The following is a 21081-nucleotide window of genomic DNA, read 5'->3' on the forward strand; positions in this document are numbered from 1 at the left end:
GACCCTAATCAGCTTTAACTAAGGCTGCCCTGCGCGCGCGGTGGCCGAGTTGTCCCGCTTTTCCATGCACTATTTGCTCGTTTTTCCCGGAGCTTCCGAATGTTTCGCTTTTTTGAAAATCTTGTAGACCCTTATTGCGACTATCCCCAAGTGGATCGTCCTCCAACGCGTCTTTGGCCGTTTATGAACGACTATGCGCGCCCGTTTCGATCGATATTTGTGGTTGCGGCGTTTCTGTCGCTTGTGACCGCTGCGGTCGAAATCGCTTTGATCCGAATAATGGGCTGGGTGGTCGATATTTTGGCAGGTGATCCTGCACAGGTCTGGGCGGATCACGGCAATACGCTTATCTGGCTTGCTGTTTTTGTTTTGCTGGTTCGTCCGCTTTTGCAGGGCATCGATGTCATGGTCCTGAACAACGGGATCATGCCGAACTTTGGCACATTGATCCGCTGGCGCGCGCATCGTCATGTTCTGCGGCAATCGGTTGGCTGGTTCGAAAATGACTTCGCAGGACGAATTGCCAACCGGATAATGCAAACGCCGCCTGCGGCCGGAGAGGCGGTGTTTCAGGTTTTCGATGCGCTGACCTACGCTGCGGCCTATGTGGTCGGAGCGCTGATCGTGCTGGGCGGCGCCGATCCCAGATTGATGATCCCCTTGGCGGCCTGGTTGGTGCTGTATGGTCTGCTGATGCGCTGGACGATCAGGCGTGTTGGCCCCGCGTCCGAAGCTGCATCAGATGCACGATCGGAAGTCACTGGGCGTGTTGTCGACGCCTATACAAACATTCACAGCGTCAAGATGTTTGCGCATCACGACAATGAAATGGCCTACGCCAAAGAGGCAATCGACAAGACTCGCAGCACATTCATGCGTGAAATGAGAATTTACACGGTGATGGACATCTCGCTGGTGTTCCTCAACGGCCTGTTGATCGTTGGCGTGGTGGGCTGGGCAATAGCCCTGTGGATGAGTGGCGCAGCCAGTGCTGGTATTGTGGCCGCCGCTGCTGCCTTGACGCTTCGGCTGAATGCAATGACGGGCTGGATTATGTGGGCCCTGACCTCGTTCTTTCGCCAACTTGGCGTTGTCGCCGAAGGCATGGAAACCATCGCACAGCCGATCACGTTGCTTGATGCGCCAGATGCAAAACCATTAAGCCTCGAACACGGAAAGATAGAGATACAGTCTCTAACACACCATTATGGACGCAAATCTGGTGGGCTTGAGAGCCTTGATCTGACTATTCAACCGGGTGAAAAAATAGGTTTGGTCGGCCGGTCCGGTGCTGGGAAGACTACGTTGGTCAAGCTTCTGCTGCGTTTCTATGACGCTGAACAGGGCAAGATCCTGATTGATGGTCAGGACATCCAGTCCGTAACGCAGGACAGCCTGCGCCTGAATATCGGGATGGTTCAGCAAGAGTCCTCTTTGTTGCACCGGTCGGTTCGGGACAACCTTCTCTACGGACGGCCGGACGCAACTGAAGAAGAGATGATCGCCGCTGCCAAACAGGCGCAGGCGCATGACTTTATTCTAGATCTGCAGGATCCACAGGGTCGCATGGGCTATGATGCGCAGGTGGGCGAACGCGGTGTCAAATTGTCAGGCGGGCAGCGCCAAAGGGTGACTTTGGCCCGGGTCATCCTCAAGAACGCGCCCATCTTGCTGTTGGACGAAGCGACGAGCGCGTTGGACTCTGAAGTAGAAGCCGCCATTCAGGATACGTTGTATGGCATGATGCAAGGCAAGACGGTCATCGCGATTGCACATCGGCTTTCAACCATCGCGCAGATGGATCGCATTCTCGTGCTTGATCAAGGCAGGATTGTTGAACAAGGCAATCATGACGCGCTTTTGAAGCGCGGAGGCCTATATGCTCAGTTCTGGGCACGACAAAGTGGCGGCTTTATTGATCCGGATATGCGGGCAGAAAAATGAACCTTTTTCGAATTGATCCATTCCAGCCCGCAGATGGCCCACCCCCAAACCGGCTAACCGGGTTTTTCGCTTGGGCACTCAAGGGCAGTTGGCCTGTTATCCTTCTGGCCGGGACATTCTCGGTCATTGCCGGGGTAGGCGAAGTGTTTGCCGCAATCTTGTTGGGCTGGGTTGTTGATGCCGCGCTCGATTCCGATGCCGCAACAGTCTTTTCAGATCACACTGGGCTTTTGACCGTCTCATTGTTGTTCTTTGTTGTGTTCCGGCCTGGCCTTTTGGGTTTGTCCGCGTACAGCCAGTCGATCCTTATGCAGCCGAACGTCATGAATTTGGTTCTGTCGCGTGTGCACAGATACACGTTGGGCCAGTCAGTCACGTTTTTTGACGATGATTTTGCTGGCCGAATTGCGCAGAAAGAAATGCAGACCGCACGCGCGTTGAACGATGTTGTGGTCGAAATCATTCACACGGTTCTTTTCGCTCTGGCCTCGGTTATTGGGGCGATCCTTTTGCTGGGGACTGTGGACTGGCGCATTGCGGCCGGTTTGTTGGTTTGGTTGGTAGGATATGCCTTTCTGATCCGTTTCTTCATGCCCAAGGTTCGCCAGCGATCAAAGGCCCGTGCCTCAGCGCGGGCGATGGTGACAGGACAGGTGGTCGATACGGTAACAAACATCAAAACCGTAAAGCTGTTTGCACATGCCGAACACGAAGACCGTGCCGCGCTGGAAGCCATGGGTACCTATCGAGACAGATTCCTTGAATTCAGCTGGGTTAGTGTCTCATTTCGGTTCTGGCTCATGGCTTTGGCCGGGATCCTGCCGGTTCTGCTTGTTGGCGGCGCACTGTGGTATTGGTCGCTTGGGTTCATCACTGCTGGTGATATTGCCGCAACTGGCGCTGTCAGTCTCAGGCTGGCACAGATGACGGGTTGGGTCAGTTTCACGCTGATGGGACTTTACGCCAATTTGGGCGAAGTCGAGGACGGTATGCGGACTTTGACGCCGGCTCACACTCTTGTTGATGCAAAAGACGCGCCAGACCTGTCTGTTGAGCAAGGCGAGATTTCTTTTGACGATGTTGGTTTCGCTTATGGCCGCGATGTGGGTGGTGTTGAGGGGCTCGATCTGACGATCAAGCCGGGTGAGAAACTGGGCATTGTCGGCGCGTCGGGCGCAGGGAAATCCACATTGGTTGCGCTCGTCCTTCGCCTCTATGATGCCGAGCGCGGCAAGGTGGAAATTGATGGCCAGAACGTAAGCACGGTTACGCAGGAAAGTCTGCGCCGGCAGATCGGCATGGTCACTCAGGAAACGGCGATGTTCAATCGTTCGGCCATGGACAACATTCGCTATGGCCGTCCAGACGCCAGTGACGAAGAAGTCTTCGAAGCGGCCCGCAAAGCCGAGGCTCACGAGTTTATCCAAAGCCTTCAGGATCATGCTGGCAGAAAAGGTTACGCTGCCCATCTTGGGGAGCGCGGTGTCAAATTGTCTGGCGGTCAGCGCCAGAGAATTGCGTTGGCGCGCGCAATCCTGAAAGACGCACCAATTCTTGTGCTGGATGAGGCAACGTCTGCGCTGGATTCCGAAGTTGAGGCAAGCATTCAGGATGCGTTGCAGCGTGTCATGGAGGGCAAGACCGTTTTGGCCATTGCGCATCGGCTTTCGACAATTTCCAGCATGGACCGCATCATCGTACTTGAAAAAGGCCAGATCGTCGAAGCCGGAACACATGATGCGCTTTTGGAACAGGCTGGTTTGTATGCGCGCTATTGGGACCGGCAATCTGGGGGTTTCCTTGGCGCGGATGACCAGCAAGCTGCAGAATGAAACGTGTCATGATTTTGGGGCAACCGGGCTCTGGTAAATCAACACTCGCTGTCTGGCTCGGGCAACTGACGGGCCTACCCGTGGTGCATATAGACCGCATTCATCACATGCCGGGGTGGGTCGAGCGGCCAAAGCCGGAAAAGATCGTTCTTGCCATGGCTGAACAGGCCAAGGATCGATGGATCATGGAAGGCGGATTGTCTGCCACTTATCCGAACAGGATGGACCGGGCAGACACGATTATTTGGCTCGATCTGCCTTTGGGGCTCAGAGTACGCCGGGTGGTTTGGCGAACTTTGCGGTTCTATGGCACGACCCGACCAGACATGCAGGATGATTGCCCCGAAGGCTTTCACTGGGATTTTTTCAAATGGATCTGGGACACAAGGCGCACAGGGCGCCAAGGTCCTGCGCGGGTGCTTGCCTCTGCTGGTCCTGAAAAGGCTCTATTTCACCTCAAGTCACCCAAAGATGTCAGGAACTTTCAATTCAGAATAAAGACGGAATTTGATCCTTTGCATTCCACGCGGGATTCAACCACTTGACGAAGTTATGCAGCCTTGGGATTGCGTAGCCTAGCAAAGCGGTGCGCAAGGCAGACAGAAAGCAGATGGGCAAATGCAGGTAAAGATCGACAGGCTTGGACATCTTGGCGACGGCATCGCGCATACAGACGAAATGGGCGTTGTCTATGTGCCTGGCGGGCTGCCCGGTGAAGTTGCCGAAGGTGCCGTTGAACGCGGCGTGATGTTGGCGCCAAAGATTGTCACACCTGTCCCTGAGCGGATCAAGGCGCCCTGTTCGCATGCCAAAAGCTGTGGCGGCTGTCAGCTGCAGCACGCTTCGGAATCGTTTACAGCGCAGTGGAAGGAAATGGTCGTTCGGCGTGCGCTGGAGGCACAGGGTCTTGAGGCGGAAGTGTTGCCCTGCATCACATCCCCATCGCATTCGCGCCGTCGTGCTTCGTTTTCTGCCAAGAGGACCAAGAAGGGCGCGCTTGCCGGATTTCATCAAAAGAACTCTGATGTCATCGTTGCAGTTCCGAACTGCACATTGGTCACACCTGCATTGGTATCATCTTTGAAAATGGTCGAGGCCTTGGCGGTTTTGGGCGCTTCGCGGAAACATGAACTGTCTGTGCAGGTGACGGAATGTCTGACAGGCCTCGATGTGGCGGTCACTGGCGGCAAACCTGTGGATTCGGCGTTTCGGTCGGCTTTGGCGGATTTGGCCCGCGAATATGATTTGGCGCGTATCGCTTGGGATGACGAAGTTTTGGCAAGACGCCCGGCGACCCAGCGGTTTGGCGAGGCCGATGTTGTTCCGCCGCCCGGGGCATTTCTACAGGCAACGAGATCTGGCGAAGCGGCATTGCTAAAGGGTGTTCTGACGGCGGTGCAGGGCGCCAAGCGTGTGGCTGATCTATTTGCAGGTTGCGGGACCTTTGCCTTGCCCTTGGCCCAGAATGCCGAGGTGCTGGCAGTAGAAGGTGACAAGGCCATGGTTCAAGCCTTGGATCATGGATGGCGCAACGCGAAGGGGCTGAAAAAGGTGACCAGCCATTCGCGCGACTTGTTTCGAAACCCACTGTTGCCGGATGAGTTTGCAAAGATCGATGCGGTGGTGGTTGATCCACCTCGCGCAGGCGCCGAAGCGCAAATTGCGCAGCTGGCCAAGTCAAGGATTGGTCAAATTGCCCATGTTTCGTGCAATCCGGTCACCTTTGCCCGGGATTGCGCGACTTTGGTTGCGGCGGGTTATCGCCTTGGGCCGGTTCAGGTGGTTGATCAGTTTCGATGGTCGACCCATGTCGAAGTCGTCGCAGGTCTTACATTTGAGGGATAATCCATGGGTTTTCGTAGCCAGCTCGAGCAATTCCTAGATCGCGCAACTGTACGCAATGCGATCATTGTGGTGATTGTCCTGAATGCGATCGTGCTTGGGATGGAGACCTCTGAAACATTGATGGCATCCTTCGGGCCATTGATCACGGCGTTCGACAAAGCGTGCCTGGCAATTTTCATCGCTGAGATTGCGGCGAAACTGGTCGCAAAAGGACCGAGGTTTTTCCGTGATGGATGGAACGTTTTTGATTTTGTGATCGTAGGTATCGCACTGATTCCTGCGGCGCAGGGTCTGTCGGTATTGCGGGCGTTGCGAATCTTGCGGGTTCTGCGGGTCATTTCTGCGGCCCCAAGCTTGCGCCGAGTGGTCGAGGGATTCGTCACAGCCCTCCCCGGCATGGGGAGCGTGTTCCTGTTGATGGCTCTGATTTTCTACATTGGGTCTGTCATGGCGACGAAACTCTTCGCGTCCAGCTTTCCCGAATGGTTCGGCGATCTTGGTTTGTCGGCATACTCGTTGTTTCAGATCATGACCCTGGAATCATGGTCCATGGGAATCGTTCGGCCAGTGATGGAGGTCTATCCATACGCCTGGGCGTTTTTCGTGCCGTTTATCATGGTGACCACCTTTGCCGTGGTGAACCTGTTGGTGGGTTTGATCGTGAACTCGATGCAGGACGCCCATACGCAGGAAGAGACCGACAAAACGGACGCCTACCGGGACGAGGTCATGGCGCGGCTAAATGCGATTGAGCGTCACTTGTCCGAAAGCAAAGGGAAGTAGTGCCAAAATCGTGATCTTCTTTGTTGGTCTACTTCAGCCTATACTTGGCAAAAATATTTGAGGCACCGTTATGCGTTTTATCAAGTTCCTGTCAGTTCTGATCTTATTTGCCGGGCTTTCAGCCTGCTCGAAGATTCCGGTTTATACCGGTCCGGCTGTAACCCAGATCGTCGTCAACAAGGGTGCGCGCGAGATGTTCTTGCTGCACCATGGGCAGGTGCTAGAGAGATATGACATCGGGCTTGGCTTTGCCCCGATCGGTGACAAGAAAGTCAGAGGTGACGGAAAAACGCCCGAAGGCGACTATCGAATCGATCGTCGGAATCCGAATTCGGCATTCTACCTAAGCCTCGGAATCGACTATCCACGCCCCGAGGACATTGCCGAAGCGAAGGCGATGGGCAAAAATCCGGGCGGTGACATCTTCATTCATGGACGCGCGAATAAGAATTGGCGACAGCTGCGCAAGCGCGGTCGTGATTGGACCATCGGCTGTATCGCGGTGACCAATGCCGAGATGCGACAGATCTATTCGATGGTCCGCAATGGAACACCGATAAGGATCAACCCGTAAATCGTGAGATTTAGGTCAGGATGCCGTTTCCACCGGTGCAGCACCCGTTCCCGGGATGGCTGCTACGCCAGGGGCGCCCAGAACCATGCACCACCAGATCTTGCCGTTGCTTTCCTGATGCCAAGAAAACCCAAGATCGCGGGCTGTCGAATCGATGATGACCCGGCGTGTTGGCTCTTCTTCCATCCACGCGGCCAACGTCTCCAGCTCGGTCTCATAGGTTTCCGAAATAGTTTCGCCAACAAGACGGCCGTTGTAGCCGACGCGCTGAAGTCGATCGATTGGCGATGAACCATCGGACCCGAAATGCCACGGACGATTTTGAACCGACATATCCCGAGCATGGGTCGCAGCGGCGGCATTGAGCTTTGAGTTCAGTGAGACCGCCGGAACGCCAGCGGCTTCGCGGAGCGAATTCACCGAATCAAGCATTCTGAATTGAATACGTCCGGCCATTCCCGCGGTGATCCGGTAGAGCCGTGGCAGTGGTTTTCCGTCAGGCCCCAACTTGTTTGCGGGTGGCGGGGTCGAAGCGCAAGCCGTCAGGGCCAGCGCTGAAGATGCAATTACGAAAGACCGACGGTTCATTTTTCTGCTCACAAACTTAACTTGTTTGCCTTGGCTTATCCCGACCTGCGTTGCCAATCAAACCCACATCGGCGTGAGCTTGCCAAATAACGGGTGTTTGATTTGCGACTGAGGCTTTCAGGCAATATGTTGCCGATCCAGAAAAACACTGTCTGAGAGGAGCCTCAGAATGAAGAATTTGGCAGGAACATCGTTGGGACGGCGCGCTTTTCTGGCGGGCACCGCTGCTGCGATTGCGTCACCGGCGGTTGCCCAGGACGTCAACGATGGCACGACAGAGATCGAGCGTGACATTTCCAATGTGGTGCGTCGCAATATTTCCAGCTTTCGTACGCTGGATTGGCAGCCCTACTTCACCAACCTGAACAAAGGGGCGATTCTGGTCGATATCAGCTCGCGCGCTTTGCATTACTGGGAAGAAGGCGGTCGATACCACCTGTATCCTTCGTCAGTTCCACTGACCGAAGACCTGACACGCCGGGGCCGTACACAGGTGACGCTCAAGGATCCGAGCCCGGACTGGCGTCCAACGCCATCCATGAAAAAGCGGAACCCTGAATGGCCGGATTACGTGGGTCCTGGTCCTGATAATCCGCTTGGCACACGTGCTTTGCACCTCAGCTGGACGTATTACCGAATCCATGGAACGCACGACACCCGCAAGATTGGCCGTCGTTCGTCCAACGGTTGCATCGGTCTCTACAATGAGCACATCGAAGAGCTGTATGAGATGGCAAAAGTAGGCACACAGGTGTTGCTAATTTGACGACACAAGGGCGTAGCTCGGATTTTCGGCTGCAAGATGCATTTGCAATCGCCTGAAAATACTGGTTATACGGAATTACGAGGTAAGTCTTGGGTGCCTGTCGTGCGGTCCTTTGTGGCCACGATGGGTGAATATCTGGAGGATAACATGAAGAAACTCGCACTCGCCGCAGCATTCGCTGGCGCAGCATCGACCGCAATGGCCGGTTCCTATGCAAAAGACGACGTGGTTATGGAACCAGTCGTAGTGGTTGAAGAAGCCGCACAGAGCTCGTCCTCTGCTGGCATCCTGATCCCACTGCTCCTGCTGGTGGTCATCGCTGCTGCAGCAAACAACTAAGTTGTTGCTGAAGATTTAGGAGAAGGCGGCGCGACGGTGCCGCCTTTTTCTTTTTGTGCAGGACGCATCTGCAAAAAAAGGCTGGCCAGTGAATGGCCAGCCTTTTTCAATTTGCGTTGATTTCGCGGGTTAACGCGCAATCCAGCCGTTCAAATTCTCATCAATAACGGCACAAAGCGCCTTAATATGCGCGTCATCGTCGTTAAGGCATGGGATATAGGTGAATTCTTCACCACCAGCCTCTTCAAAGCTTTCTTTGATCTCTTCGTTGATCTCTTCAAGCGTTTCGATGCAATCGGCTGAGAATGCAGGCGCGCAAACGGCGATATTCTTTTTCCCGTCTTCTTCAGCCAGCCGGGCCACTTCCTCGACGGTATATGGTTTGAGCCATTCTTCGGGTCCAAACTTGGATTGGAAGGTCGTACAGATTTCGGTTTCGTCCCAACCAAGCCGTTCCCGCAATAGCCGCGTCGTCTTTTGGCATTGGCAATGGTACGGATCACCTTCCATCAGGTATCTCTTTGGGACACCGTGATACGAGCAAACCAGAATGTCCGGGCGCTTCTCGATTTTCGCGTAGGCTGATTCGATAGATTGGGCCAGGGCCTCAATATACAGCGGATGTTCAAAGTAGGGATCGACCGTGCGGACCGTCGGTTGCCACTTCTCTTCCATCAAAGCGCGGAAAAATTGGTCATTTGCCGTTGCGGACGTTGCCCCGGCGTAATGCGGATAAAGTGGGAAAAACAGAATCTTACGGCAACCGGCTTCGACCATTTCACGAACTTTGGATTTGGTAGAAGGATTGCCGTAGCGCATGCAGAAATCGACCATCACGTCGTCCCCATACTGCGCTTTCATCTGCTCAGTGACCTTTGTGGCCTGATCCTTGGTGATCGTCATCAAGGGGCTTTCGCCCTGCTCTTCGTTCCAGATCGACTTGTACGCTTCGCCCGAGCTGAAAGGCCGCTTGGTTAGGATGATCAACTGCAACAAAGGCTGCCAAAGCCACGGTGAATAATCGATCACACGACGATCGGACAGAAACTCATTCAAATACCGCCGCATCGACCAATAGTCGTAGTTGTCAGGCGTTCCGAGGTTGGCGAGAAGAATACCGATTTTGGCGGGTTTGACCTTTGGATGGTCAGCTGCCGCATGTGTGGGCCGCATGGCCGTGTTTGTGGCGTCCAACATAACAGGTCCTATCGTAATTTCCGTGCTTGAAGGGCTAAGTAACCTCTACGTCGCTCAGGTCAATCTTTCAGCGGTGTTTCATTGGTATTCAGGGCATCCGCCAAACGGGCCGAAGCAGAGCCGGGTCGCAACGGTTTTGGCTGGCTTTCGTCAGGTGCCCATCCTGTAAGCGTTATGATCTCAAAGGTCGCCGACACCCGGCCATCGTCTGATCCGAACTCCTGCGCATAGAGTGATGCGGCGCGCATCATCACAGAACGGGGGGCTGTCCGGCGCAGACGTTGTGCCAATGCGTTGGTTTCACCCATGGCTCTGAGGTCTCGCATCAGGTGCAGCGCGGATTCGTAACTGGCCTTGAGCGGCCAGCTGTCCGCAACCGGAAGCGCGAGACCTGCGCGCTGCAACAATGCGCCCAAATCACGAATCTCTGCCATGGGCAGCACACGCGGTGACAACCCACCGAGTGTTTCAATCTCGGCCTGACCCAAAACACTGCGCAACTCGTGCAGCGTTTGACCGCCAAGACAGGCAACAAGCAGCAAACCATCCGGCCGAAGCGCGCGTTTGCATTGGATTAGTTGTCCAACGGGATCGTTCGCCCAATGCAGGCACATTGCGTGGATGACCAGATCGTGGCTGTTTTCCTGAAGATCGAGAACGTCATCGTCCGAAACGATATGAGCGTGGTCGAACATGCCATGCCAAATCTGGGCAAAAGGCGAGACGATGGCGACTGATTTAAAGCCTCTGTTAACCATCGACAGCCGATCCTGAATCTCGTCACGAGCGGCTTCGTGCAGAAAAAGCGCCGGTGACTTTGCTGCCCGGGCGCGATGCGCTGCCAAGGCTTGGCGGTCGATGAGTTCAGGAGCAGAGGACATGGAGGACCAAATATGATGTGGCAGCGCGGGATGCAAACTTTGGTTCAGTTGGTGTATCCGCCCCGCTGTCTTTCGTGTGGCGGGCTGGTCGAAAGCGACTTTGGTCTGTGTGGGGCATGCTGGCGTGACACACCTTTCGTGACGGGGCTTGTTTGCGATTTATGCGGCGTGCCATTGCCGGGTGAGTCTGACAGCATTGAACACTGTGATGAGTGCCTTAAGACCGCTCGGCCCTGGATGCAGGGACGCGCCGCGCTGATTTACAAGGATCGCGCCCGCCGTTTGGTTCTGGCTCTGAAACATGGAGACCGGCATGACATCGCAAAACCTGCCGCCAAGTGGATGGCGCGACAGCTACGCCCTATCGTCAAACCAGACACCATCGTCGTCCCGGTACCACTGCACCTCTTTCGGTTAATGGGGCGGCGCTACAACCAGTCAGCGCTGCTGGCGGATGCCTTGGCCACAGAATTGGGATGTGTTTGGTGTCCGGATGCTTTGGAAAGGCGCCAATCAACGCCAAGTCTGGACGGGAAAACTCGCGATGAGAGGTTTGCGATCCTAGCGGGCCGAATCTCGGTTCCGCGTGAGAGAGCCCCATTGCTCAAGGATCGACCGGTTCTCATCGTGGATGACGTTATGACCTCAGGTGCAACGCTGGCGGCTGCCACTGAAGCCTGTTTTGCAGCAGGCGCATCAGAGGTTTGCGTGTCGGTGCTGGCACGCGTGGCGAAAGAAGATTAAGTATCCCGAAACTGCCCATCAAACGGGGAACGGATATGCAGCCTGTCGAACTCTATACCTCGCCACTTTGTGGTTTCTGTCACGCGGCCAAGCGTTTGCTGAAGTCCAAAGGTGTGGATTTTTCCGAGGTCGACATCATGGCCGAACCGAACCGCAGGTCCGAGATGATGGATCGTGCCGGAGGACGGCACACAGTTCCACAAATCTTCATCGGTGACACGCATGTTGGCGGCTGTGATGAACTCTATGCGCTGGAACGGGCTGGAAAGCTTGATCCCATGCTTGCGGGCTGATGCGCGCTGCGATTTTGCAACTGACGTCTTCGGACGATCCTGAGCAAAACACAGAACATGTTCAGTCCTTGCTGGTGGAAGCGGCCGGCAAAGGGGCAGAATGTGTCTTCACTCCGGAAGTCAGCAACTGCGTATCCATGGACCGGGCGCATCAAAACGCCGTTTTGGTCCAGCAAGAGCAGGACGGGTTCCTGCACATGGTCCGTGAACAGTCGAAGGCTTTGAACCTATGGATTCTGACTGGCTCTGTCGCACTCAGGGCGGAGCCCCCGGAAGACCGGTTTGTGAACCGTTCGTTTCTGACGGCACCCGACGGGGGAATCGCCGGACAGTACGACAAGATTCACATGTTTGATGTGCAGGTCAGCGTCGAGGAAACCTATCTCGAATCCAGTGGCTATGCGCCGGGCAGCCGTGCTGTGGCCTGCGAAACGCCTTTTGGCAAAATCGGAATGACGATCTGCTACGATCTTCGGTTTTCCTATCTCTACCGTGCATTGGCCCATGCCGGTTGCTCGATCCTTGCGGTACCATCAGCTTTTTCACCGGGTACAGGGCCCGCGCATTGGCAGCCGCTTTTGCAGGCGCGTGCGATTGAAACGGGCTGTTTTGTCATCGCCCCGGCCCAAACTGGAACGCATTCTGCAAGCAAAGGTAGACAGCGCAAAACCTATGGTCATTCGATGGTGATCAACCCTTGGGGCGAAGTTGTGCTGGACGCAGGAACAGAGCCGGGTATCCATATGGTCGACCTTGACCTTGCTCAGGTGGCAGATGCGCGACGCCGCATTCCTGCTTTGACGCATGACCGGGCTTTTGAAGGACCCTGACTGATGAACGATGCCAGCTCTGTCGCAATTTCGCTGTTCAGCGAACTGCTGACCGCAGACCAGCTCTTGCGGGCGCGGCTGACGAAAGTGCTGCCCAACAAAATGGAGATTTCCCATTTTTCGGTGCTTAATCAGTTGGCCCGCGGTGGCGAACGCACGCCAGCCCAATTGGCGCGGTCTTTTCACGTCACGCGCGGCGCGATGACCAATACGCTGGGAAAGCTCGAGCTGGCGGGCTTCGTGCATATCCGCCCGGATTGGGACGATGCGCGACGCAAGCTGGTTTCGATCAGTGGGTCAGGTCAAGCGGCGCGTGATGCGGCCTTGGCGGCGATCACCCCGTTGATTTCGGAAATGGTTGGCGATCTTGGAGAGGCCAAGGTCAGAGCTGTTCTGCCGGTGTTGCGTGAGTTGCGCGTCAAGTTGGAAGAAGAGTAGCGACGCCGGACGCCGCTCGTTGCCTCTGGCAACGTCGCCCCGCCCGCCGTCCCGTTGACCAGTCCCTGCAATCAGGATTCGAAAACGGTTGAAATCGTATTTGCGCGGAACTCTGTGATCGTCACGGTGACCGCCCCGGCCGTGCAAAACGGATCTTGTGCCATGCGCTGTTCCAAGGCCTCTCGCGATGGCGCGCTGGCGAGGATCATGCCGCCGTTTCGCGGAACTTTGGGCCCGGCCACCAGAAACGTCCCATCATCGAACCCCTGTTTGATAAAGACCATGTGATCATCGATCAGCGGTTCGATCCGATCGAATGGCCAGTCGTAGTGGATATCCACTGCAAACAGACTTTGGCCTTTTTCAAAGATACTCATTGTGGGTTCCCTGAGGATTTATGGTTTGAGTGCGGCGGTCACATAATTGACTGACAGATCCCGATCAGACAGCTTCCACGTCCAGGAAATAGGATTGAAGACAAACCCCTTGCGATCCACCGGGTTTAGCCCGGCATTGCGCATCAGATCGAAAAGCTCATCCGGTGTGATGAACTTGTTCCATTCATGTGTGCCTTTGGGGAGCCAACGCATCACGTATTCCGCACCCACGATGGCCATGGCAAAGCTCTTGGGATTTCGGTTGATCGTTGAGCAAACATGCAAGCCGCCGGGTTTCAGCAGTTGCTGGCAGGCGGTCAGATAGGCCAGTGGATCCGCCACGTGTTCGACGACTTCCATGTTCAGGACGATATCGAATTGTTCGCCTGCTGCGGCCATGGCTTCGGCAGTTGTGTGCCGGTAGTCGATCGTGAGGCCGGATTGAGCTGCATGCGCCTGCGCGACTGGAATGTTTCGTTCCGCTGCGTCCACTCCGATGATTTCGGCGCCGAGACGGGCCATTGGTTCGCATAGCAATCCACCGCCGCAGCCGATATCGAGAATGCGCAGGCCAGCGAAGGGCGTGGCACTGTCCAGATCCTTTTCAAACTCACCAGCGATTTGCGTTGTAATATAGTCGAGCCTGCAGGGGTTCAGCATATGCAATGGCTTGAACTTTCCGTTGGGGTCCCACCATTCTGCGGCCATGGCCTCAAACTTGGCGACTTCGGATGGATCAACGGTATTAGTCATGACATTCCCCATGGTCTTTTGCCTGCCTCAACCAATATAGATGTCCTATGGATAAATTCCCGAGCCAAAAGCGCGCAGTTCAGTATCTCTATCCGCCGATCGACCCGTTCGATCAGCAAATACTGGATGCGAGCGGCGGGCACCGGATTTATGTTGAGCAATGCGGAAATCCTGATGGCGTTCCGGTGATCATCCTGCACGGCGGTCCGGGCGGGGGATGCAGCCCAGCGATGCGCCGATATTTTGATCCCAAAGTCTATCGGGTGATCCTGTTTGATCAACGTGGATGTGGCCGATCGCGCCCGCATGCGAGCGTCAAGGACAACACCACCTGGGATCTGGTTTCGGATATTGAACTTATCCGCACGACGCTGGGCGTTGAGAAGTTTATTTTGTTTGGTGGAAGTTGGGGTGCCACGCTGGCGTTGATTTATGCCATCAGCCACCCCGAGCGCGTGACCCACATGGTGTTGCGTGGTGTGTTCCTGATGACCCAATCAGAACTGGACTGGTTTTACGGTGGTGGTGCAGGAAAGTTCTGGCCAGAGCCTTGGGCCCGGTTTGTCGATATCATTCCAGAAGACGAACAAGACGATTTGATCGCAGCATACAATCGACGCCTTTTCAGCGGTGATTTGAGAATGGAGACCAAGTTTGCACAGGCTTGGTCATCTTGGGAAAACGCTTTGGCGTCTGTGTACTCCAGTGGTCAAGGCGGCGAAGCGCCGGGCGACTATGCGCGGGCTTTTGCGCGATTGGAGAACCACTATTTCATTAACAACGGGTTCCTTGAAGAAGACGGTTGGATTCTGAAAAATGCCGGTCGCCTGAAAGGCATTCAGGGTGTGATCGTTCAGGGACGCTACGATATGATCTGTCCGCCACGTGGTGCCTGGGAACTGGCCCGTGCGTGGCCCGAGAGCGATCTGCGCATGGTGCGAAATGCAGGTCACGCGCTATCCGAGCCGGGAATTAGCGCCGAATTGGTCCGGACGATGGATCAAATTGCCGAAAACCTCTCGTAAATCGGACATCTTTGGTCGAATCGGACTTAGAGGCTTTACACTTGTTGCTCAGCCGTTAACGTTATCGGCAACAATAACAATACGCCGTCAGGGATCTTGAACTCAGTTTTGAAAATCATTCTGCAACGTCTGGCGCTTGGCCTTTTGACGTTGTTCATCGTCTCGATTGTCATCTTCACCGCTGTGAACATGTTGCCGGGCGATTTTGCGCAAGCCATTCTCGGCCAGAGCGCAACTCCGGAAGCTGTCGAAGCGATCAGGAAAGACCTGGGCCTCGATAAAGGGCCCGTGACCCGGTACTTTGAATGGCTTGGTGGCGCGTTGCGCGGCGATTTGGGCAATTCTTTCGCTCAGGCCAATTTTGCAAGCTTTGTCGGCGATGACTCAGGCGTCCGAACATCGGTCGCCCAGCAGATTGCGCCGCGGTTTGCCAATACGATGTTCCTTGCGGGTGTGACGGCGGCGATTGCTGTGCCCTTTGCGGTGACACTGGGAATACTGGCTGCGCTTTACCGAAACTCGGTTTTTGATCGCGTTGCCAACATTTCGACTCTGACGTCGATCTCCAGCCCTGAATTCTTCATGGCTTATGTGCTGATCCTCTTTCTGGCTGTGCTGAACCCGATCCTGCCATCGCTGTCCAACATCTACGACGGGATGAGTTTTGGTGAGCGTCTGGAAAAGACGCTGCTGCCTGCACTGACGCTGACATTGGTGGTGACGGCACATATGATGCGGATGACCCGCGCTGCGATTATCAATCTGCTGGCATCGCCCTATATCGAGATGGCGCGCCTGAAAGGCATCAAGCCAATGCGGGTGATTGTCCGGCACGCGTTGCCGAATGCACTGGCGCCGATCATCAACGTTATCGCGCTCAACCTTGCCTACCTGATCACAGGTGTGGTGGTGGTAGAGGTGGTGTTTGTTTACCCAGGCATTGGTCAGCTGTTCGTAGACAGCGTCAAAATTCGGGACATCCCTGTTGTGCAGGCATGCTGCCTGATTTTCGCGGCGGCATATATTCTGCTGAATCTTCTGGCTGACATCCTGTCGATTTTGTCCAACCCCCGTTTGAGGCATCCGAAATGAGCGGTCTCGCCACCATCGTTGTCGCTCTTGTGGCGATTGGCATTGTGGCCTGGGTGGGCCGCTTTGCGATGCAAAAGATATCCGGTAATGCGCCAAAGTTTCGCGACATGCCCTTTGCAGTCGCTTTTGGTTACGTATTGGCTGCGGTTCTTGTGGCGCTGGGTGTCTGGTATTTCTTCCAGCCCAAAGCCAATGACCAAGGTATTCAGAACGCTGGGGTGATCTTTTTCCGCTGGGCTGTACAGGGCGTTCTGATTGGCATGGTTGCGGCTTGGATCTTTCGCTTTCTGGGTCGCATGGTGGGAACATCCGGTTCTCGCAAATTGTTCCGGCAGATGCCGCTTACAGCCAGTTTTGGAATTCTGGTCATCGTCGTCTATGCGGTTCTTGCGATTTTTGCGGGGTTGATCGCGCCGCATGGGCAGGAAACAGTATTTGCTCAGGCGAACGTCGTTCCGGGCGGAAACCCTGCGCTGGGCGGCAATCCTGACTTTCCACTCGGCACCGACCAGATCGGCCGTGATATTCTGTCCCGATTGATCTACGGGGCACAGAATACCGTTGGCATTGCTTTTGCGACGACGTTGATCGCTTTCTTCATCGGCGGCACGCTTGGGTTTCTTGCGGCAACACTGCAGGGCTGGCTGGATCAGGTTCTGAGCCGCGCTGTTGATGTACTGATGGCAATCCCCTCGCTCATCTTTTCGCTGCTGTTGATTACAGTGGCGTCGGCTTGGGTTTCCGGCTTTGGCCTGACCATTGCGATGGTGCTGATCATTGCCGTGATCGATTCGACACGCGTGTTCCGGCTGGCCCGCGCGGTGGGCATGAACATCGTGGTCATGGATTACATCGAGGCAGCCAAACTACGCGGTGAAGGTTTGGGATACTTGATCTTCAAGGAAATCCTGCCGAACGCGACAGCGCCATTGCTGGCCGAATTCGGTTTGCGTTTCTGTTTCGTGTTCCTGACCATATCGGCGCTGTCTTTCCTTGGCGTTGGTATCCAGCCACCCTTGGCGGATTGGGGGACGATGGTTCGTGACCTGTCAGCCTTTATCAACTACGCGAGCTTTGCGCCTTTGGCGGCCAGTGTCCCGCTTCTGGCGGCTGGCGCGATTGCGCTGCTGACTGTGGCGGTAAACTTCGTGGTGGACTGGATGCTGTACCGCAGCTCCGGACTGAAGGAGTAAGCGCATGTCTGATACCGGCGAACTTCTTGTCGAAATGCGTGGCATCCATATGGAAGGCCGCAGTGATGAGACCTGGAACCCGATCATCAAGGGTGTGGACCTGACGCTTAACAAGGGTGAGGTTCTTGGCTTGATCGGTGAATCCGGTGCGGGCAAATCCACGTTGGGTCTGGCGGCGATGGGCTTTACCCGTGACGGCGTGCGGATCTCTCAGGGATCGGTAATGTTCGACGGGATTGACCTGCTTGCAGCCTCAGCCGACCAGAAACGAGCCTTGCTGGGCAAACGCATCGCCTATGTGGCGCAATCGGCGGCAGCCAGCTTTAATCCCGCACACAAACTGATTGATCAGCATAGCGAAGCGCCCGTGCAGCACGGTGTTATGTCCCGAACTGAATCTGAACAGGACGGGATGGAACTGTACCGCAAATTGCGGCTGCCCAATCCTGAACAAATCGGTTTTCGCTATCCCCATCAGGTTTCTGGTGGACAGTTGCAGCGCGCGATGACGGCCATGGCCATGTCATGCCGCCCCGATCTGATTATTTTCGATGAGCCCACAACCGCGTTGGATGTGACCACGCAGATTGAGGTGCTGGCTAGCATTCGCGATATTGTCGAACAGTTTGGTACGGCGGCGATCTACATCACGCATGACCTTGCCGTGGTTGCACAGATGGCCGACCGCATCAAAGTGCTGCTTAAGGGTGATGAGGTCGAAGAGGCCGAAACCCGCGAGATGCTTTCGAACCCGCAACAGGACTATACCAAGAGTCTCTGGGCTGTTCGTGAATTCCAGCGTCCGCAAAAACCAGCCGTTTTGACAGACGCAACCCCAGTCATTTCGGTACAGGGTGTGACGGCTGCCTATGGCAAAGTTGACGTGTTGCATGACGTCAGCTTCGACATCCACGAAGGCCGCACAGTGGCCGTTGTTGGCGAATCCGGGTCCGGAAAATCAACGACTGCTCGCTGTATCACAGGTTTGCTGCCGCCTCGTCTCGGACAGATTGAACTGGATGGACAGGCGCTGCCGCTTGATTATCGCAAGCGCAACAAGGATCAGCTGAGACAGGTTCAGATGATCTATCAGATGGCCGACACGGCGCTGAACCCTCGTACGCGCATTGGTGACATCATCGGGCGTCCTGTGCAGTTCTACGGGGGCCTGACCGGTAAAGACAAACGCAGGCGCGTCGAGGAATTGCTGGATCAGATCGAGCTTCCGGCGGCCCAGTATTTTGATCGTTTACCATCCGAGCTTTCGGGTGGACAGAAGCAGCGCATCGGGATCGCGCGCGCCTTGGCGGCGGAGCCGAAGTTCATCATCTGCGACGAAGTCACTTCGGCGCTGGATCAGTTGGTGGCCGAGGGCATCCTAAGATTGCTCGCGCGACTACAAGACGATCTGAAGCTATCTTATATGTTTATCACACACGATCTGGCCACAGTGCGCTCTATCGCCGATGAGGTCGTCGTCATGAAGGATGGTGTTGTTGTCGAGCAGGGGCCGAAAACGGACATGTTTAAGCCGCCGCATCACGCCTACACCGACTTGTTGCTGTCCTCGGTTCCCGAAATGGACCCGGATTGGCTTACGAATCTGCTCACTGAACGCGGAGTTGATAACATCGGCGACGCTGCAGTTGATAAGATGACATGAGAATCAGTGCATAACTGAAGAATCGAACGGGCGGGGGACGCCGCCGAAACTAACTAGGGAGATAAAAATGACACGTATCAGCCGACGTGGACTACTTAAGACAGGGGCAGCAGCCGGTGTACTGGCTGCATCCGGTCTGCCACTGCACGCGCAAGCCAAGCGGGGCGGACGCCTTCGCGCAGGCCTGTCCGGTGCCAACACATCCGACAGCTGGGACGGCCGGACGCATTCCGACCTGTTCATGATCGCAGCAGCGCAAGGCACCGTTTTTGACAGCCTGACCGAAGTTGCTGCCGATGGCTCGCTCAAGGGCGAACTGGCCGAGAACTGGGAAGCCTCCGCTGACGCAAAGACGTGGACGTTCAACCTGCGCTCTGGCGTGACCTTCCACAACGGTAAGGCCTTTGGCGCTGACGACGTAATCGCGTCGTTGCAGATGCACGTTGCAGAAGGCGCGAAGTCGGCGGCCAAGCCGATCGTCGAAGCCATCACGGAAATGAAGAAGACAGGCGATCTGCAGGTTCAGTTCACGCTGGCCGCGGGCAATGCTGACTTCCCATATCTGATGTCTGACTATCACCTGCTGATCTACCCAGCGGGTCAGATTGAAGAAGCGATTGCGAAGGGCATCGGTACCGGCCTCTACGCCGTTGACAGCTTTGAGCCTGGTGTCCGCATGGTCGCCAAGCGTGTGGACAGCCACTACAAAGGTGACAACGCTGGTTACTTTGACGAAGTCGAATACATCGCCATCAATGACAACACAGCCCGGATGAATGCGCTGCTGACCGGTCAGGTTGATGCCATTAACCGCGTCGATCTCAAGACCATCCAGCTACTTCAGGCGAACCCGATGGTGCGCATTCAGGAAGTGACGGGCAACCAGCATTATACCTTCCCGATGCTGACAGACGTTGAGCCTTTCAACGACGTGAATGTTCGTCGCGCGCTCAAGTATGCGATCAACCGTCAGGAAATGGTCGACAAGGTTCTGCTGGGTCACGGACGTGTCGGTAACGACAGCCCCATCGGTCCCGCTTCTCAGTTCTTCCACGAAGACATGGAGCAGCTGGCCTATGATCCGGACAAGGCAAAGTTCTACCTCAAAGAGGCAGGTCTGTCTGAACTCAACATCGACCTGTCTGCTTCCAACGCTGCCTTTGAAGGTGCGGTAGACGCGGCCCAGCTGTATCAGGCTTCGGCAAAGTCAGCAGGCATCAACATCAACGTGGTGCAGGAGCCAGCCGATGGCTACTGGTCCAACGTTTGGCTGAAAAAGCCGTTCTGTGCTTGCTACTGGTCGGGTCGTGCGACTGAAGACTGGATGTTCTCTACTGCCTACGAAGCTGGCGTTCCATGGAACGACACCCAGTGGGATCGTGATGACAGCGGTCGGTTCCAGGACCTGCTTCTCGAAGCGCGCGCAGAACTCGACAGCAACAAACGTCGCGGCATGTATCAGGAAATGCAGACCATCCTGAAGGACGACGGCGGTGTGATCCTGCCGATGTTCGCCAACTACGTGCAGGGCGTCTCCAACAAGGTTTCCAGCCCGGAGACTGTTGGTAACCTCTGGCAGATGGACAACGGCCGCATGGCGGAACGTTGGTGGATGGCATAAGCCAAATCAAAGCTTAAACGCACAAACGCCCCGCGGTTTCCGCGGGGCGTTTTCTGTTTACGAGGGTCCTTGGCATCTACCACGACATAGGGGTTTGCTCTGATTCGCAGATTCTGTTATAGAATAGGAGTCAGGCTTGAGGCTTCGCGCCCAAGATTGAAAAGGTCTCAAGCCGCAAGCTTGGGGCCTTTTCTAATTGAGCTCTGGCTGGACGTAGGCGCAAATCGATCTTCGGATCGGACCTCATGACTTTTTCAAGCAATTGAAAACAAACAATTTTTTCCCTTTTGCGAATCGATTCAA

Annotated in this window: 22 protein-coding genes; 17 read left to right on the forward strand and 5 right to left on the reverse strand. The window is 55.4% G+C overall.

Going from position 1 to position 21081, the window contains the following annotated elements; translation table 11 throughout:
* Nucleotides 1-99 precede the first annotated feature (99 nt).
* The 6 genes from PFY00_RS01690 to PFY00_RS01715 all read left to right on the forward strand — a co-directional run bounded on the left by PFY00_RS01690 (nucleotide 100) and on the right by PFY00_RS01715 (nucleotide 6978).
* Entirely contained in the window at nucleotides 100-1944 is a 1845-nt protein-coding gene (locus tag PFY00_RS01690) for an ABC transporter ATP-binding protein (RefSeq protein ID WP_271430781.1), read from the forward strand.
* Nucleotides 1941-3776 carry an ABC transporter ATP-binding protein gene (locus tag PFY00_RS01695; protein WP_271430782.1) on the forward strand — a complete coding sequence of 612 codons (1836 nt, stop codon included), beginning with the start codon at nucleotides 1941-1943 and terminating at the stop codon, nucleotides 3774-3776. The genes PFY00_RS01690 and PFY00_RS01695 overlap by 4 nt, the downstream gene beginning before the upstream one ends.
* Nucleotides 3773-4321, forward strand: coding sequence for a P-loop NTPase family protein (locus tag PFY00_RS01700; RefSeq protein ID WP_271430783.1), 549 nt, complete (start codon nucleotides 3773-3775; stop codon nucleotides 4319-4321). Before PFY00_RS01695 ends, PFY00_RS01700 begins: the two co-directional genes overlap by 4 nt.
* A 73-nt stretch (nucleotides 4322-4394) precedes the next feature.
* Nucleotides 4395-5621 carry a class I SAM-dependent RNA methyltransferase gene (locus PFY00_RS01705; protein WP_271430784.1) on the forward strand — a complete coding sequence of 409 codons (1227 nt, stop codon included), beginning with the start codon at nucleotides 4395-4397 and terminating at the stop codon, nucleotides 5619-5621.
* 3 nt (nucleotides 5622-5624) lie between these two features.
* Entirely contained in the window at nucleotides 5625-6404 is a 780-nt protein-coding gene (locus PFY00_RS01710; RefSeq protein WP_271430785.1) for an ion transporter, read from the forward strand.
* Nucleotides 6405-6474: 70 nt separating this feature from the next.
* Nucleotides 6475-6978 (forward strand): L,D-transpeptidase family protein, encoded by a 504-nt coding sequence (locus PFY00_RS01715; protein WP_271430786.1) that lies wholly within the window; start codon nucleotides 6475-6477, stop codon nucleotides 6976-6978.
* Between the two features lie 15 nt (nucleotides 6979-6993).
* Here the strand turns inward: PFY00_RS01715 and dalA are convergent, their stop codons facing one another.
* Nucleotides 6994-7566 carry a divisome-associated lipoprotein DalA gene (dalA, locus tag PFY00_RS01720; RefSeq protein WP_271430787.1) on the reverse strand — a complete coding sequence of 191 codons (573 nt, stop codon included), beginning with the start codon at nucleotides 7564-7566 and terminating at the stop codon, nucleotides 6994-6996.
* A gap of 169 nt (nucleotides 7567-7735) precedes the next feature.
* Between dalA and PFY00_RS01725 the strand changes: the two genes are divergently transcribed.
* The gene (locus PFY00_RS01725) at nucleotides 7736-8332 is read left to right on the forward strand and encodes a L,D-transpeptidase (protein WP_271430788.1); all 597 of its coding nucleotides are present in this window, start codon (nucleotides 7736-7738) and stop codon (nucleotides 8330-8332) included.
* A gap of 147 nt (nucleotides 8333-8479) precedes the next feature.
* Nucleotides 8480-8671 (forward strand): ferrochelatase, encoded by a 192-nt coding sequence (locus PFY00_RS01730; RefSeq protein ID WP_271430789.1) that lies wholly within the window; start codon nucleotides 8480-8482, stop codon nucleotides 8669-8671.
* Nucleotides 8672-8800: 129 nt separating this feature from the next.
* Here the strand turns inward: PFY00_RS01730 and hemH are convergent, their stop codons facing one another.
* Nucleotides 8801-9868 carry a ferrochelatase gene (gene hemH / locus PFY00_RS01735; protein WP_271430790.1) on the reverse strand — a complete coding sequence of 356 codons (1068 nt, stop codon included), beginning with the start codon at nucleotides 9866-9868 and terminating at the stop codon, nucleotides 8801-8803.
* Nucleotides 9869-9927: 59 nt separating this feature from the next.
* Nucleotides 9928-10749, reverse strand: coding sequence for a methyltransferase domain-containing protein (locus PFY00_RS01740; protein ID WP_271430791.1), 822 nt, complete (start codon nucleotides 10747-10749; stop codon nucleotides 9928-9930).
* 15 nt (nucleotides 10750-10764) lie between these two features.
* Between PFY00_RS01740 and PFY00_RS01745 the strand changes: the two genes are divergently transcribed.
* From PFY00_RS01745 to PFY00_RS01760, 4 genes are read left to right on the forward strand one after another with little or no spacing between them, the layout of a single operon-like run.
* Complete coding sequence (locus PFY00_RS01745) at nucleotides 10765-11493, forward strand: ComF family protein (protein WP_271431439.1); 729 nt, start codon at nucleotides 10765-10767, stop codon at nucleotides 11491-11493.
* 35 nt (nucleotides 11494-11528) lie between these two features.
* Complete coding sequence (grxC, locus tag PFY00_RS01750) at nucleotides 11529-11786, forward strand: glutaredoxin 3 (RefSeq protein ID WP_271430792.1); 258 nt, start codon at nucleotides 11529-11531, stop codon at nucleotides 11784-11786.
* Complete coding sequence (locus tag PFY00_RS01755) at nucleotides 11786-12616, forward strand: carbon-nitrogen hydrolase family protein (RefSeq protein ID WP_271430793.1); 831 nt, start codon at nucleotides 11786-11788, stop codon at nucleotides 12614-12616. Before grxC ends, PFY00_RS01755 begins: the two co-directional genes overlap by 1 nt.
* 3 nt (nucleotides 12617-12619) lie before the next feature.
* Entirely contained in the window at nucleotides 12620-13054 is a 435-nt protein-coding gene (locus PFY00_RS01760; protein ID WP_271430794.1) for a MarR family winged helix-turn-helix transcriptional regulator, read from the forward strand.
* 71 nt (nucleotides 13055-13125) lie between these two features.
* Here PFY00_RS01760 and PFY00_RS01765 read toward each other — a convergent pair whose 3' ends face one another.
* Nucleotides 13126-13431, reverse strand: a complete 306-nt coding sequence (locus tag PFY00_RS01765) for a YciI family protein (RefSeq protein ID WP_271430795.1) — start codon at nucleotides 13429-13431, stop codon at nucleotides 13126-13128.
* An 18-nt stretch (nucleotides 13432-13449) separates the two neighbouring features.
* Nucleotides 13450-14184 (reverse strand): bifunctional 2-polyprenyl-6-hydroxyphenol methylase/3-demethylubiquinol 3-O-methyltransferase UbiG, encoded by a 735-nt coding sequence (ubiG, locus tag PFY00_RS01770; RefSeq protein ID WP_271430796.1) that lies wholly within the window; start codon nucleotides 14182-14184, stop codon nucleotides 13450-13452.
* A 47-nt stretch (nucleotides 14185-14231) separates the two neighbouring features.
* On the opposite strand from ubiG, the gene pip reads away from it, so the two are divergent.
* The 5 genes from pip (at nucleotide 14232) to PFY00_RS01795 (ending at nucleotide 20778) form a co-directional block, all read left to right on the forward strand.
* Nucleotides 14232-15209, forward strand: coding sequence for a prolyl aminopeptidase (gene pip / locus PFY00_RS01775; protein WP_271430797.1), 978 nt, complete (start codon nucleotides 14232-14234; stop codon nucleotides 15207-15209).
* A 96-nt stretch (nucleotides 15210-15305) separates the two neighbouring features.
* Complete coding sequence (locus PFY00_RS01780) at nucleotides 15306-16301, forward strand: ABC transporter permease (RefSeq protein WP_271430798.1); 996 nt, start codon at nucleotides 15306-15308, stop codon at nucleotides 16299-16301.
* Nucleotides 16298-17494, forward strand: coding sequence for an ABC transporter permease (locus tag PFY00_RS01785; protein WP_271430799.1), 1197 nt, complete (start codon nucleotides 16298-16300; stop codon nucleotides 17492-17494). The genes PFY00_RS01780 and PFY00_RS01785 overlap by 4 nt, the downstream gene beginning before the upstream one ends.
* A gap of 4 nt (nucleotides 17495-17498) precedes the next feature.
* Entirely contained in the window at nucleotides 17499-19157 is a 1659-nt protein-coding gene (locus PFY00_RS01790; RefSeq protein WP_271430800.1) for an ABC transporter ATP-binding protein, read from the forward strand.
* Between the two features lie 67 nt (nucleotides 19158-19224).
* Complete coding sequence (locus PFY00_RS01795) at nucleotides 19225-20778, forward strand: ABC transporter substrate-binding protein (RefSeq protein WP_271430801.1); 1554 nt, start codon at nucleotides 19225-19227, stop codon at nucleotides 20776-20778.
* Nucleotides 20779-21081 lie beyond the last annotated feature (303 nt).

It is taken from the genome of Thalassococcus lentus, from assembly GCF_028023555.1.
Lineage (GTDB): Bacteria > Pseudomonadota > Alphaproteobacteria > Rhodobacterales > Rhodobacteraceae > Thalassococcus_A > Thalassococcus_A lentus.